The sequence below is a fragment of the Ruegeria sp. D4 genome (assembly GCF_056534475.1).
This window is the reverse complement of the sequence record NZ_JBQFPJ010000006.1, coordinates 115,619-129,783: the sequence shown is the minus strand read 5'-3', so window position 1 is coordinate 129,783 and position 14,165 is coordinate 115,619. Positions and strand designations below refer to the sequence as shown.

The 14,165-nt window shown below is 58.5% G+C and carries 16 protein-coding genes; 11 read left to right on the top strand and 5 right to left on the bottom strand.

Annotation, left to right across the window (positions count from 1 at the left end):
* Positions 1-45: 45 nt before the first annotated feature.
* Both rplS and rpmE read left to right on the top strand, forming a co-directional pair.
* Positions 46-429, top strand: coding sequence for a 50S ribosomal protein L19 (gene rplS / locus ACR0MI_RS10995; protein WP_170328369.1), 384 nt, complete (start codon positions 46-48; stop codon positions 427-429).
* Between the two features lie 11 nt (positions 430-440).
* Entirely contained in the window at positions 441-662 is a 222-nt protein-coding gene (gene rpmE / locus ACR0MI_RS10990) for a 50S ribosomal protein L31 (protein ID WP_170428949.1), read from the top strand.
* Positions 663-786: 124 nt separating this feature from the next.
* Here rpmE and ACR0MI_RS10985 read toward each other — a convergent pair whose 3' ends face one another.
* Positions 787-1,101 carry a VOC family protein gene (locus ACR0MI_RS10985; RefSeq protein ID WP_170817174.1) on the bottom strand — a complete coding sequence of 105 codons (315 nt, stop codon included), beginning with the start codon at positions 1,099-1,101 and terminating at the stop codon, positions 787-789.
* 367 nt (positions 1,102-1,468) lie between these two features.
* Between ACR0MI_RS10985 and ACR0MI_RS10980 the strand changes: the two genes are divergently transcribed.
* Entirely contained in the window at positions 1,469-2,278 is an 810-nt protein-coding gene (locus ACR0MI_RS10980) for a division plane positioning ATPase MipZ (RefSeq protein ID WP_170614791.1), read from the top strand.
* 36 nt (positions 2,279-2,314) lie between these two features.
* Here the strand turns inward: ACR0MI_RS10980 and ACR0MI_RS10975 are convergent, their stop codons facing one another.
* Complete coding sequence (locus ACR0MI_RS10975) at positions 2,315-2,851, bottom strand: winged helix-turn-helix transcriptional regulator (RefSeq protein WP_170614792.1); 537 nt, start codon at positions 2,849-2,851, stop codon at positions 2,315-2,317.
* Positions 2,852-2,891: 40 nt separating this feature from the next.
* On the opposite strand from ACR0MI_RS10975, the gene ACR0MI_RS10970 reads away from it, so the two are divergent.
* Positions 2,892-3,269, top strand: coding sequence for a VOC family protein (locus ACR0MI_RS10970; protein ID WP_170614793.1), 378 nt, complete (start codon positions 2,892-2,894; stop codon positions 3,267-3,269).
* Positions 3,270-3,303: 34 nt separating this feature from the next.
* Here the strand turns inward: ACR0MI_RS10970 and ACR0MI_RS10965 are convergent, their stop codons facing one another.
* A complete protein-coding gene (locus tag ACR0MI_RS10965; protein WP_170815751.1) occupies positions 3,304-4,539 on the bottom strand; it encodes an adenylate/guanylate cyclase domain-containing protein in 1,236 nt (411 codons plus the stop codon).
* A gap of 61 nt (positions 4,540-4,600) precedes the next feature.
* A complete protein-coding gene (locus tag ACR0MI_RS10960) occupies positions 4,601-5,053 on the bottom strand; it encodes a MarR family transcriptional regulator (RefSeq protein ID WP_170614795.1) in 453 nt (150 codons plus the stop codon).
* A 57-nt stretch (positions 5,054-5,110) separates the two neighbouring features.
* On the opposite strand from ACR0MI_RS10960, the gene hmgA reads away from it, so the two are divergent.
* The 3 genes from hmgA to fahA are packed head-to-tail and all read left to right on the top strand — an operon-like array spanning position 5,111 to position 8,392.
* Positions 5,111-6,466, top strand: coding sequence for a homogentisate 1,2-dioxygenase (gene hmgA, locus ACR0MI_RS10955; RefSeq protein WP_170614796.1), 1,356 nt, complete (start codon positions 5,111-5,113; stop codon positions 6,464-6,466).
* A 6-nt stretch (positions 6,467-6,472) separates the two neighbouring features.
* Positions 6,473-7,096: a LysE family translocator gene (locus ACR0MI_RS10950; protein WP_170614797.1), complete on the top strand. Its 624-nt coding sequence runs from the start codon at positions 6,473-6,475 to the stop codon at positions 7,094-7,096.
* Positions 7,097-7,135: 39 nt separating this feature from the next.
* Positions 7,136-8,392, top strand: a complete 1,257-nt coding sequence (gene fahA, locus ACR0MI_RS10945) for a fumarylacetoacetase (RefSeq protein WP_170614798.1) — start codon at positions 7,136-7,138, stop codon at positions 8,390-8,392.
* Positions 8,393-8,490: 98 nt separating this feature from the next.
* On the opposite strand, the gene ACR0MI_RS10940 is transcribed toward fahA, so the two are convergent.
* Positions 8,491-9,372, bottom strand: a complete 882-nt coding sequence (locus ACR0MI_RS10940) for a LysR family transcriptional regulator (protein WP_170614799.1) — start codon at positions 9,370-9,372, stop codon at positions 8,491-8,493.
* A 103-nt stretch (positions 9,373-9,475) separates the two neighbouring features.
* Here ACR0MI_RS10940 and ACR0MI_RS10935 point away from each other — a divergent pair, with 103 nt between their 5' ends.
* The 4 genes from ACR0MI_RS10935 to ACR0MI_RS10920 are packed head-to-tail and all read left to right on the top strand — an operon-like array spanning position 9,476 to position 14,161.
* Complete coding sequence (locus ACR0MI_RS10935; protein WP_170817173.1) at positions 9,476-10,918, top strand: aldehyde dehydrogenase family protein; 1,443 nt, start codon at positions 9,476-9,478, stop codon at positions 10,916-10,918.
* On the top strand, positions 10,918-11,895 hold the full coding sequence (locus tag ACR0MI_RS10930; RefSeq protein WP_170614801.1) for a membrane dipeptidase: 978 nt from the start codon (positions 10,918-10,920) through the stop codon (positions 11,893-11,895). Before ACR0MI_RS10935 ends, ACR0MI_RS10930 begins: the two co-directional genes overlap by 1 nt.
* Positions 11,892-13,577 (top strand): hypothetical protein, encoded by a 1,686-nt coding sequence (locus tag ACR0MI_RS10925; protein ID WP_170614802.1) that lies wholly within the window; start codon positions 11,892-11,894, stop codon positions 13,575-13,577. The genes ACR0MI_RS10930 and ACR0MI_RS10925 overlap by 4 nt, the downstream gene beginning before the upstream one ends.
* Positions 13,574-14,161 carry a DUF3726 domain-containing protein gene (locus ACR0MI_RS10920; RefSeq protein ID WP_170614803.1) on the top strand — a complete coding sequence of 196 codons (588 nt, stop codon included), beginning with the start codon at positions 13,574-13,576 and terminating at the stop codon, positions 14,159-14,161. Before ACR0MI_RS10925 ends, ACR0MI_RS10920 begins: the two co-directional genes overlap by 4 nt.
* Positions 14,162-14,165 lie beyond the last annotated feature (4 nt).

The window sequence follows — 14,165 nt, the reverse complement described above, 5'->3', positions numbered from 1 at the left end:
GCCCAAACTTCGTGGACCAACCACGAGCAGATAGGAGTACCTGCGATGGACCTGATCGCACAGCTTGAGGCGGAACAGATTGCCGCCCTGGGGAAAGACATCCCCGATTTCAAAGCCGGAGACACCATCCGTGTCGGCTTTAAAGTGACCGAAGGGTCGCGTACCCGTGTGCAGAACTACGAAGGCGTCTGCATCGCGCGCAAAGGTGGCAGCGGCATCGCCGGTTCGTTCACCGTTCGCAAGATTTCGTTTGGCGAAGGCGTGGAGCGTGTTTTCCCGCTGCATTCGACCAATATTGACAGCATCACCGTTGTCCGCCGTGGCCGCGTCCGTCGCGCCAAACTGTACTATCTGCGCTCGCGCCGTGGTAAGTCCGCGCGTATCGCAGAAGTCACCAACTACAAGCCCAAGGCTGGCGCCGAGGCGTAAGGAGCGGAAAGATGAAAAAAGACATCCATCCCGATTATCACGTCATCAACGTCAAAATGACCGATGGCACCGTGGTTCAGATGAAATCCACCTGGGGCGCCGAAGGCGACCAGCTGGCTCTGGAAATCGACCCCTCCTCGCACCCCGCGTGGACCGGTGGCTCGTCGCGCCTGATGGACGCCGGCGGCCGCGTGTCGAAGTTCAAGAAAAAATACGAAGGTCTGGGCTTCTAAGCCTTACCGGTTCCGAATGCAGAAGGCCGCCCATTGGGCGGCCTTTTTTTGTGGAGCGCGTTGGGCTTTATCCGAACACGTAAAAGCACAACTTGTTGCCGTCCGGGTCCCGCACATATGCGCCCTAAAAGCGGTCGGGCACACGCTGGCCCGGCTCGCCCTCGTCCGTCGCGCCAAGGCTGATGGCCCTGTCATACATGGTGGTGACCGCATCTTTGGATTCGGCGACAAAGGCCAGCATGTTGCCATTTCCTGACGCGCAGGTTTCGCCGTCATAGGGTTCGCAAACCGCCAGCATGGGTGCAGTCGGATCGTTGCCGATGAACGCAATCCGACCGGCATCGATCAGAACCTTCGCGCCTTTGTCCGCGAAAAGCGCAGTATAGAACTCCTTGGCCTTGTCCATTTTGGAAACACCAATGGTAACATATCCGATCATTCAGGATGTCCTTTGCTGATTGCTAAGCTGTTTGCGACGCACTGTCCGTCAGGTGCCACAGGTATACAAGTCACGAAACCGGCATCGACTGACCTTGAAAGCCCACTGGGAAAGTGCAGGTCACGGCCTTCGCAACCACGCGCTGTTTTTGCCTGTCTGGCCCATCGTTTCTTTGGCAAATCTGAGAAACGGTGCAAGCCGCCCGTCTTGTTGCACGGCGTAACCCGCCCGGGCCGCGCTGTTTTCCGGTTTCCTCGCCAATAATAGGCCAATACACCGCTTGAGGTTCTTTCCTTCCCACCAAACACAACATATAGTGGCCACAAACAACGTGTGGGCAAACACGGCGGGACTTGGGAATACAAGCATGGCACATATCATTGTGGTCGGGAACGAAAAGGGCGGCGCAGGCAAATCGACCGTTTCGATGCATGTGGCGACGGCGCTGGCGCGGCTGGGGCACAAGGTCAGCACACTGGATCTGGACCTGCGGCAGCGCAGCCTTGGGCGTTACTTCGAAAACCGCCTGAACTTTCTCAGAAGTTCGGACCTGAGCCTGCCCAGCCCGCGTCATCACGACCTGCCCGAAATCGATGCGGCCACGCTGAAGCCGGGCGAGAATATCTATGACCACCGCCTGTCCGCCGCCGTTGCTGAACTGGAAAGCGACAGCGATTTCATCCTGATCGACTGCCCCGGCTCGCACACGCGCCTCAGCCAGGTGGCGCATTCGTTGGCCGACACGTTGATCACGCCGCTGAATGACAGCTTCATCGACTTCGACCTGTTGGCGCGGATCGACTCGAAAGGTGAAAAGATCCTCGGGCCATCTGTCTATTCGGAAATGGTATGGAACGCGCGTCAGCTGCGGGCGCAGGCCGGGCTGAAACCCATCGACTGGGTTGTGGTCCGCAACCGGGTCGGCACACAGCGCATGGTCAACAAGGAAAAGATGCAGCGCGCGATAGAGATGCTGTCTCAGCGGATCGGTTTCAGGGTTGCATCCGGCTTTTCTGAACGGGTGATTTTCCGCGAGCTGTTTCCGCGCGGCCTGACCCTGCTGGACCTCAAGGATATCGGGGTCAAACAGCTGAACATCTCGAACATAGCCGCGCGACAAGAGCTGCGCGACATGATGAAAGAACTGAACCTGCCGGGGGTCGAGATCGACTTCTGACGGGGCACATCTTCACCGCTGCCTTGATCATCCTGATCATTTTGCCAGGGCGATCGCCTTGTTGACTTCGATGCCACGATTGATGGCAAGGTAGGTCGGAAAGGGCGACCGGCCTGAGACATCGATGTCGCGCCTAAGCCAGTCATGCGTTTCCAAAAGATAGAGCGACTTCGACAGCGCGCGGTCGGTGATCGTGGACAGATCTGATTTTATGACAGAAAAGCGCTGGGGTTTTTGCGTCACGGCCAGAATCGGCACGGTCCAGCTTCGCCTCAGAAGGGCAAAGTCGTCTTCGTCGGGCACGGCCTTAACAATTCTGCTTGCAACCTCGGCCATTTCTTTACCGCTCTGCGTTAGCCGGAATTCGGGGCGCAGTGGATGACCGTGGCCGGGGTTTTTCTCAAGAAGCCTTAACTCGATCAGGTGCCCAAGGCTCTGGGTAAACGAACTGCGACTTGCCCCCGTCGCCGCAATCAACGGTGCCTGCCGCCCCGGAACGCCCGCGTGCAGCTTTGCCAGAATGCTCAGCGACCATGCCCGCGACGTAAGCTTGACAAGTGACTTTGTGTCCATAAAGTATAGTTACTTTATTATTAGATAGTAGGAAAGACCGATGCTGCCAGTTTCTTTGGAAAACACGATCACGCTTGCGATCTCAGTCCGCGACCGTCACGCCAGCGCCAAATGGTACAGCGACATGCTTGGATTTGAGCTGATCCATCACATTGACGAGGCCGGCTGGAGCGAAATGCAGACAAAGACCGACGGCGTAACCTTGGGGCTGGGCGAGCAGACCGAACCCGCGCCCGGTAACACCGTCCCTGTATTTGGAGTAAGCGACATCAAAACGGCAAGGGGCGCGCTGGAAACGGCCGGGGTCAAATTCGACGGCGACACAGAAACCATCGAGGGGATGGTCAGCACCGCCACATTCTACGACTTGGACGGCAACGCCATGATGTTGGCGCAGGACCTGACCGGACAAGGATGACATCTTACGACCGGCGCAATCCCACGGGCCGCCGTTATTCGGCGGCCCTGTAGACAGTAAACAGCTCTTTCGGCTCGGTCACACCGCGCAGCATGTAGCGGCCCAACGATACAAGCTCGTGACTGCAAGGCTCGGCGGCCCGGGCGACGTCGTCTGATATCAGGATTCGCTGCCCCAGAGACCGGTGCATGCCGGAGATACGGGCGGCCTGATTGACCGCAGGTCCGATCACAGTGAAATCCAGCCGGTTTTCCGCCCCGATATTGCCATAGAGGATTTCACCTGCGTGCAGCGCCAGGGTGTAACCAACTACGCGCAGACCCTCTGCCTGCCGCTGCGCGTTCCTTGCGGCCATTCGATCCTGCAACAGCGCTACGGCAGCCAGCGCGGCGCGCGCGTCTTCGTCGATTTCCCCGACATCGAACATGGCCATCAGCCCGTCGCCCATGAATTTCAGGATATTGCCACCGCATTCGTGCACGACCGCCACCACAACCGCCAGATAGTCATTCAGCATTTCGATGATTTCCGGGCCGGGCAATTGCTCGGACAGGCTGGTGAAATCTTCAAGATCGAAGTTCCAGATCACGGCGTCGATCTGCTGTAGCGAACCGCGGCGAATTTCCCCTGACAGCACCCGGCGCCCCGCGTCCCGGCCCAGATAGACGCGCATCAGATCCCTGGCCATCCGGCTATTGGACGCCGATTTGAGCGCAAGTCCCAGATGGGGCAAGACGGAATTAATCAGGTTCAGATCATGATCGCGGAACCCCTCGGGCGCGTCGCTGGTCCAGGACATCAGTACTCCGTCAACCGAGGTGTCCGGTTCTTTCAGGGCCTCGCGCATGGGACGCTCGAAAGACACGCCTGTTGCGTAATAGTCCGTGGCGCCCTGCTCGCGCAGTTCATTGAGCAACGGAAAACGGCTGGGCGTGTTCTGATCGACCAGCCGTTCACGCAGGTCCTGCATGTCCTCTGTCATCAACGCATAAAGCGGGCTTTGCTGCCATTGCGGGCTGGGTTCTTCGGAATACTCGAACTTCTGATAGTCACCGCCATGCCCGTGATACCAGCTGTATCCTGTGCCGCCATACACCGGGTGCAGGGCGGATTGCGCCGCGTGAAACCGCATGAGGGGCACGCCCAGATCAACCAGTCGCGCGCAGTACCCGTCCAGCAACTCTTCTTTTCCGGCCCCTTCCAGCCCCCGGTCGACCAGCCATTCGATCAGAGAGTCCGCTTTTGCCGTTTCGGTGTCCGGGGCCGTCATATTCAAGTCCTGTATCAAGTCTCTTGATCATCTGGGGTAAGGGACGGCAAATTACCAGTGCTCAGACCATTCCCGCCAGCTTCCGAAGCATTTGCCGCAACAGGATAACCTCGTCATCGGAAAACGCATTGGCAAGCTTTGCGTCATATTGCTCGGCAATGTCGCGCAGTTCGCGATATACGCGCGTGCCGGCGTCCGTCAGCCTGAGATGCTCGACCCGTCGGTCCGTGTCGCTTTGGGTGCGCGCCAGGTAACGGCGCTGTTCCAGCCGCTGAACCGCCCGGCTGATCTTGGTCTTGTGCACCTTGGCCCTTTGGCCGATCTCCTTAGCGGTCATTTCCCCGAAGTTGCCAAGATGGAACAGCACGCGCCATTCGGTGCGCAGCATGCCGTGCCGCCCTTTGTAAATGCGCTGGAACTCAAGCGAAACCTCTTCCGCAGCCATGTTCAGAAGAAACGGCAGGAATTCCTGCAGATCAAAGTCATCTTTTTTGTGTGAATCGGGCTTTGCCATACTTGTTAGTTACAAAATCAACTATTACCCGACAAGCAGCAAATGGAGGAACACAGGATGAACCGTCCGACTGATCCACACAAACTGACCCAGGCCATCACTCCGGTCGGGACGCACGCGGGCTACATGCCCGGCTTTGGCAACGACTTCGAAACCGAGGCTTTGCCGGGTGCGCTGCCGCAGGGCATGAACAGCCCACAGAAATGCAACTATGGCCTTTATGGCGAACAGTTAAGCGGCACAGCTTTTACCGCCAACCCGCCCGAGCGGACCTGGTGTTATCGCATCCGCCCTTCGGTCAAGCATTCACACCGTTATGAAAAGATCGACCTGCCGCACTGGAAATCTGCACCCTGTGTTGATCCGGATGTGATCAGCCTGGGCCAGTATCGCTGGGACGCGGTCCCGCATTCTCAGGAGAAGCTGACCTGGCTGACCGGAATGCGCACCATGACGACAGCAGGCGACGTAAACACGCAAGTCGGAATGGCGAGCCATATCTATCTGGTCACCGAGTCCATGGTGGATGACTATTTCTATTCCGCCGATTCCGAATTGCTGGTCGTGCCGCAGGAAGGCCGTCTGCGTTTTGCGACCGAGTTGGGCATCATCGACCTGGAGCCGAAAGAGATCGCCATCCTGCCGCGCGGTCTGGTTTATCGGGTCGAAGTGCTGGAAGGCCCGGCGCGCGGCTTTGTCTGCGAAAATTACGGGCAGAAGTTCGAACTTCCCGGCCGCGGCCCCATCGGCGCGAACTGCATGGCCAATCCCCGCGATTTCAAGGCACCTGTTGCGGCTTTTGAAGATCGCGAGACGGCATCGACGGTGACCATCAAATGGTGCGGACAGTTCCACACGACAAAGATCGGGCACAGCCCGCTGGACGTCGTGGCCTGGCATGGAAACTACGCGCCCTACAAATACGATCTGCGCAATTACTGCCCTGTCGGCGCAATCCTATTCGACCATCCCGATCCGTCGATCTTTACCGTCCTGACCGCCCCGTCCGGGCAACTCGGCACGGCCAATATCGACTTTGTTCTGTTCCGCGAACGCTGGATGGTGATGGAGGATACGTTCCGCCCGCCCTGGTATCACAAGAACATCATGTCCGAACTGATGGGCAATATCTACGGTCAGTACGACGCCAAACCGCAGGGCTTTGTTCCGGGCGGCATGAGCTTGCACAACATGATGCTACCACATGGACCCGACAAGGATGCCTTTGAAAAAGCATCGAATTCCAACCTGGGTCCGGACAAGCTGGACAACACCATGTCCTTCATGTTCGAAACGCGGTTCCCGCAGCATCTGACACCCTTCGCAGCCAACGAGGCGCCCTTGCAGGATGACTACATCGATTGCTGGACTTCGCTTGAGAAAAAGTTCGATGGAACGCCTGGAAAGAAGTAGTCAGCCATGAGCCTGGATATCTGGATCACCTATGTCGGAACCGTCCTGCTGTTGATGAGCACTCCGGGGCCGAGCCAGTTGCTGATGCTGTCAAACTCGGCGGCCAACGGCTTTTCCCGGGGTCTGTTCACGGCAGCGGGGGATCTGACGGCAAATCTGCTGCAAATGCTGGCGGCGGGTCTTGGGCTGGCGACGCTGATTGCCACATCGGGCATTGCACTGACCGTGATCAAATGGCTCGGCGTGGCGTATCTGGTTTTTCTTGGCGCACGATCCATCCTGCGGGCTGAACGCAAGACGCTTCAGAAAGCCGTCAGAACAAGCCGGAAATCACTTTGGGCGCAAGGGTTTATCACGTCTGCGGCAAACCCGAAGGCCGTGGTGTTCTTTGCCGCCCTTTTCCCGTTGTTCATCGACGGCGCCTACCCGTTCTGGCCGCAGTTTGCCGTTTTGTCGGCGACCTATCTGGTCATGGACGGCCTGTTCCTTTCGGCCTATGGCGGCAGCGCAAGTTGGCTGGCCAGACGGCTCAGTGGACAGGCGCGGCTTTGGCTTGACCGGGCGGGCGGCATTTTCATGATATTGGCGGCAATACTGCTTGGGTTGAAGTCCCTCCGCCCGACAGCATAACGGCGGCATCACGCCACAAGACACAAAAAAGGACAGACCATGCCTTTGAAAAATTCCTGGGTGGCTTCGGCCAATGACGCGACGCACCCGTTTCCGCTGAACAACCTGCCCTATGGGGTCTTTTCGACCGAGGGTGAAGAACCCCGTTGCGGCGTCGCCATCGGAGACATGATCCTGGACGTCACCTCTGCCGAGGCCGAAGGTCTGATCAACCTGGGTGACGAGCCGCTTTTCGATTTGCCTTTTTGGAACCCGCTGATGGAGGAAGGCCCGGCCGTCTGGGGCGCATTGCGCGATCGGCTGACTGCCCTACTGGCCGACGGGTCGGACGAACAGGCAAAGGTCGAGCCACTGTTGGTGCGACAGGATGAGGCCGAGTTGCACATGCCCTTTGCGGTCAGCGAATACACCGATTTCTACGCGGGCCGGAATCACGCCTTCAACGTCGGGACAATGTTCCGTGGCCCCGAAAATGCGTTGCCGCCGAACTGGCTGCATATCCCGATCGGTTATAACGGGCGCGCCTCCTCCGTGGTGGTTTCGGGCACCGATATTCGCCGCCCCTGGGGGCAGCTCAAATCGCCCGATCAGGATCTACCGGCATTTTTGCCCAGCCGCCGGTTCGATATCGAACTTGAAATGGGGGCAATTGTCGGCACTCCGTCCGATGGTCCGATCTCGGTTCAGACGGCAGATGACCACATTTTAGGCTATGTCCTACTGAATGACTGGTCCGCGCGCGATATTCAGGCATGGGAATACCAGCCGCTGGGCCCGTTTCAGGCCAAGGCCACCGCGACTTCGATCAGCCCGTGGATCGTCACCAAGGCAGCGCTTGAACCCTTCCGGTGTGACACACCGGAGCGTGAGTTCGAATTGTTGGATCACCTCAAGGATTGCGGCCCGATGCTCTATGACATCGAGCTGGAGGTCACGATGGCGCCCGAAGGCAAGGCAGCCACCACCATCGCGCGAACGAACTACAACGAGATGTACTATTCCGCTGCGCAACAGTTGGCCCATCACTCCACATCGGGTTGTCCGATGAATGCAGGTGATCTGCTTGGGTCAGGGACGATTTCGGGCGAGACAAAAGCCGAACGTGGATCCTTGCTGGAACTCAGCTGGGGTGGGAAGGAACCACTTACGCTGGACGGCGGAGAGACACGCAGTTTCATCGAGGACGGTGACACACTGACTCTGAAAGGTGCGGCCAAGGGGGATGGGTATGTCATCGGGTTCGGTGATTGCGTCGGAACCGTTCTGCCGGCGCTGTCTGACCCCTATAGGCCCTGAGTTTTATTGGAGACTTCCGCCGGTCCTGCCGGCAGGCATCGGCGGGGGTCTCCCTTGCAAGACTGTGATGGGCTTACGCCAACATGCCAGTCGAGTCCTCATTGCCCGCCTCCCAGATCAAGGCCCTGAATGAAGGCACTGATTTCATCAGTCATGTCCTGAAACCGTGACCGTTCGCTGACATAAAGATAGACCTGCCTTTTGTCTGCAAGGTCCGAAATGGGCCGGAAGGCCGTCGCCTCGGGGATGAACCGGGCAACGGTTTGCGGAAGAACCGTCACCCATCTGCCTGTGCGCACCATCGTTACAAGCGAGTGTGTGTTGTGGATGGTGACATCCGCACCTTCGATGGCCTGCACAAATCGCGGCGAGCGGATCAGGCCGCACAATGCGTTCCGGATAAACGGAGCCGATGCGACATCATCAATTGTCGGTGCGGCTTCAGCTTTGATCAACGGATGGTCCGACGCGCAAACCAATCCGAACAGGTCTTCAAACAGGGCAATCGCCCGGAACCCGTTCAGTGCGTGGTGGCCCGAGGCAATTCCGATATCAGCCTTGCCCTCGACCAGCGCGTCGAGCACCTGCTGCGTATCCGTATCGCGCAGCTCGATTTTGAGGCCGGGAAACCGCTGCGTCATATGCGCCAGCGCCGCTGGGAAAACCAGCGCGGCAACCGACGGGACCGAAACGATCCGCAACAGGCCGTGTTCGGCATCCGCTGCCGCCTCAATGTTCTGCACGGTTTGATCGAATTGACGAACCTGTTTCAGTGCAAGCTCGAACACCTGCTGCCCCAAAGGTGAAAGACGGTTCTTGCGCTCGCCCTCGAACAGTTTTTTGCCGAGGTGTTCCTCAAATTGCTTCAATGTCATCGACACGGCGGATTGCGTCCGCCCAAGCCTGTCGGCGGCTTCATTCAGCTGACCGGTTTGGGCAACGGCGCAAAAACACCGCAAAGTTTCGATCTTGATTGCCATGGTTCAAGATTCCTGAAGTTTTCTTCATTTATTTGAGTTTGACTGATGTTGCTGCAAAAAGCCATCCTGTCAGAAATCCTGTTTTTCGACTCTGGGGCGCATTGTGACCAAACTGAACCTGATCGCCGGCGAATGGCTGGCGGGAGAAAGCGAAATTGAAAACCGCAACCCTTCGGACCTGAGCGATCTGGTCGGCATGTTCGCGCAGGCCAGCCCGGACCAGTTGGACGCGACACTGGATCAGGCGCGCGTTGCGCAGGCCGAATGGGAGGCCTATCTGCCGGAGCGCAAGCAAGCCGTTCTGATGAATATCGGGAATGAGCTGATGTCGCGCGTCGAAGAGTTGGGCACGCTGCTATCACGAGAGGAAGGCAAACCGCTTGCCGAGGGCAAGGGCGAGGTCTATCGCGCAGGCCAGTTCTTTACCTATTACGCCGCAGAATGCCTGCGTCAGATCGGTGAAAATGCAGACAGTGTCCGGCCGGGTGTCGAGATTGACGTACGCCGCGAAGCGGTTGGCGTCGTGGCCATCATCAGCCCGTGGAATTTCCCAACCGCGACCGCTTCGTGGAAGATCGCCCCGGCGCTGTGTTATGGCAACGCGGTTGTCTGGAAGCCCGCGAACATCACACCGGCCTCGGCTGTGGCCCTGACCGAAATCATTGAACGGCAGGACATCCCCAAGGGTCTGTTCAGCCTTGTCATGGGCTCAGGCCGATCCATTGGCCAACGGCTGGTGGAAAGCCCAAAGGTGAACGCAATCTCGTTCACCGGTTCGGTTCCGGTCGGAAAGGGCATCGCTGCTGCCGCCATCCAGAACCTGACCAAGGTGCAGATGGAGATGGGGTCCAAGAACGCTCTGGCGGTGATGGATGACGCTGATCTGGATCTGGCCGTCACACTGGCGCTTGGCGGCGCTTTTGGGGGCACCGGCCAGAAATGCACTGCGTCTTCGCGTCTGGTCGTTCATGCCGGTGTGCATGATGCGTTTGTCGAAAAGCTCGTGGCCGGTGCGAAGGCCATGAAGGTCGGCCATGCCCTGCAGGATGGGGTGCAGATGGGGCCGGTTGTCAGTCAGCAGCAGCTCAAGGAAAACCTGAGCTATGTGGAGCTTGGCAAATCCGAAGGCGCCGAGCTTGCCTGTGGTGGCCAGTTGCTCGATATGCCGCATGACGGGTTCTACATGTCCCCCGGCGTGTTCCTGAACACGACCAACGATTTGCGCATCAACCGAGAGGAAATGTTCGCGCCCCTGACCAGCGTCATCAAAGTCGGCAGCTATGACGAAGCGCTGAGCGTGGTGAACGACACCAATTTTGGCCTGACCTCGGGTATTGTGACCAAGTCGCTGGCCCGCGCCACACACTTCCGCCGCAATGCACGTACCGGTGTTGTCACGGTCAACCTGCCCACCGCCGGAACCGACTATCACGTGCCATTTGGCGGGCGCGGCGACAGCTCGTATGGCCCGCGTGAACAGGGCAAGGCGGCGGCCGAATTCTACACCACCGTCAAAACAGCCTATATCAGCGCGGGTCCCGTCTGATGCGGATTGACGGGCTGCAATACGCCAACTGGTCGGAAAAGATTTTTCGCCAACTGCGCGAAGGTGGTGTGGACGCGATCCACGTCACCATTTCGTATCACGAGAACTTTCGCGAAACGGTTCTGAACTTTGAAAAGTGGAACCGCTGGTTCGAGCAGTATCCGGACCTGATCATGAAAGGCCGTTGGGCCAGCGACATCGACACAGCCCGCGATACCGGCCGGACGGCAGTGTTCTTCGGATTTCAGAACCCCAGCCCCATCGAGGACGATATCGGGCTGGTGGAAATCCTGCATGACCTTGGTGCGCGGTTCATGCAACTGACGTACAACAACCAGTCTCTTCTGGCGACCGGCTGTTACGAGGCCGAAGACACCGGCATTACCCGCATGGGCAAACAGGTCATCAAAGAGATGAACCGCGTTGGCCTTGTGGTCGACATGAGCCATTCGGCAGACCGGTCGACTATCGAGGCCGCCGAACTGTCCGAGCGTCCCATTGCCATCACTCACGCCAATCCGCACGAATGGTCTCCGGCCCTGCGCAACAAGCGCGCGGAGGTTATTCGTGCGGTGACGGAAAATGGTGGGATGCTCGGCTTTTCGGTCTACCCTCATCACCTGAAAGACAAATCCGCATGCACGATTGAAAGTTTCTGTGAGATGATCGCGCGTACCGCCGACACATACGGCGTTCAGCATCTGGGGATCGGCACCGATCTGTGCCAGGACCAGCCCGACAGTGTGGTCGAATGGATGCGTGTAGGGCGCTGGACGAAAGAGATCGATTACGGCGAAGGCTCGGCCAGCAATCCCGGCTTTCCGCCGATGCCGGACTGGTTCCGCGACAATCGCGATTTCGGCAACATCGAGGCCGGATTGCGTACCGTCGGCATGAGCGAAGACGAAATTGCCGGTATCATGGGCGGTAACTGGTATCGGTTCTTTAATGAAAGCTTCGGACCTCAACACGCATGACACCCCCGGCCTCTCATATCGCGCGACGTGATCCTGCGAAGGTGATGCGCCTTTCCCGCCTGGGCTCGCTGCATCAATGTCGCCTCAGCTTCATGCGGCAACTGACGCGGCGCATGGCGGAGGAGGCCTGGGTTTTCTCTCGCCCGGTCTTTGAGATTGATGACAACGGTGTCGGCCATGCGGTTTATACCGCTTGCGGTCCCGAGCGCGCGTATTCTCTGGTCGCGTTTGCCCATGACCTGCCGCCCGAACAACGCTCGGACCGGGTGATTGCCGAGGCGTGGGATGCCACTTTCACACTGTTTGACGGGGTTCCGACGTCCGAGGATATCGCGCGACTGTCAAGGAATGTCCCGCTGCAAGAGGCGGGGCGCGTCAGCGAAAGCGAACTGTCCCTGTCGCGGGCCAACCGGTCCGTTCGCTTGTGGACCCATGTTGTCGACAGTCTTGCCGCCGGACAACAGCCCGAGCTGGAGCAGATTTACAAGGTCGGCTATCTGATGCGGACCACGGCGGTTTATGGTTCCGGCAAGTTCGGCGCGGCCGATCGCGAAATAACGGCAGATCGTTCCGAAGTTAGTGGCCCGTTCCAGATCGAGATGCTGTCAGTCTACCTGACCCGGGTTTTTGTGCGCGATCTGGTACAGCATATGGCGAATGTCAAAGGCAATGGACAGGCTGCGGTGCTTGACCCGCAAATCGCACGCTGGCTGGGCATCGGCAATTCCACAGGGTTGGGAATGGCGCCGTTTATCGTCAACCATCCGATCCTGTTCAACAACTGGATCATGGCACGGGAAGAGGCCATCGCCCGCGTGCGCGGCATCGAAACTGCATCCAGCGACGAAGTTCAAAAATTCCTGAACATCTTTGACCGCAGCATGCTGTCGACCTCATGGTGGCGGTCGGATCACCCGATACAGATTGAAAAACTGGCGACTCTGAACGCTGATCTGAAGGCCATCTCGGACTATCTGGAACAGGATGACCTGACGCAGAACCAACCCTGGGACCGGCTTGTGCGCTGGTCAGAGAACACGCTCAGCGAAGAAGGTCAGGAACTGGTCGTCTCGCTGATCATGGAACCCTACCCCGAGCTTGTGGATGGATTGGCAAGCTGCATGGCCGACAGCAACACGCAGGCGCATCTGATCGACGGCGCGATGACGGTGAAACAGGTCCGTTCGCTGATCCGCGAAAGCTTTGACTGGGCACTGGATGTTGATTGGACCAACCCGCAGAATTGCGCCCGGGCCTGGTATGTCTCGGAAGAAAAGCTGGAACCCAGATTGGGTGAGCGGTTCGAAGAGCCGATCTCGGACTATGAACAACCGCTGGCCCCAGCGCGGGATGCGGCGCTTGCCTGCCAGCAGCTAGCCAGTTGGCAGGACAACGCACCCATCGCTGAGTTTCTGCTGCAACACCCGGAACACCGGCATACGGTTCGACGGGCTCAGATGTCATGCATCGCACCCTACGGCGAAATCCGTGACAATACGATCAGTGCAGATGTTCTCCCCATCGACATGTTGCGTGCCAAACTCTCGTTTTTCGGGGCAACCCATTTCGATCCGCGGTCAGACCGATGGGTTCGCATCTGCATGTATTCCGGCGCGCCCTACCCCGAGGAATTAACGCCTCAAACGGCGGATCTGTGGGTTTACCCGGAGGCTGTGGAATGAGCTATTCCCTGAACGAGGTTGAGGCCACGGCCAAACGGGCCGCACGCGGCGCGGGCTACAGTTGGGGACTGGCCGAGGAAGCCGGCAAGGCAACGCGCTGGCTTTGCGCGCAGGGGTTGGACGGTATCGGAACTATGGCGCGGCTGCTGGAACAAGAAACGATCCGGTCAGGCGAACGCGGTCCGTGCCCACTGTCAAACGGCGCATATCTGTCCGACAGCGCGCATATTCTGAAGTCAGACCCTATAGTGTTGCGGCAAGTCGAATGCCCACTGCTTCTGGTGCCGTTTGCGGCCTATGCAGCACGTCGACTGGAGTCTTGTGTTGAAATCACCTGCGATGGCGCTGAGATTGTTACTGACGGAGCCGTTGTTTCAACCTCCGATGCGCTGCCCAATCGTGCCGATCGCGTTGAAATCCGTCCAAGCGGCGATTTGACCAGCATCGCGCCACAGCGATCCCGCGCCATCCCAGACCCAAGCGATTGGGAGACCCTGAACAGGTTTGCCCACCGCACCTACGCCCCCGCCACCGAAGCCTCCCGCCTTCTGGGTGCTGGTGCCGGGCTTTCCGACAATGACTGAAGAG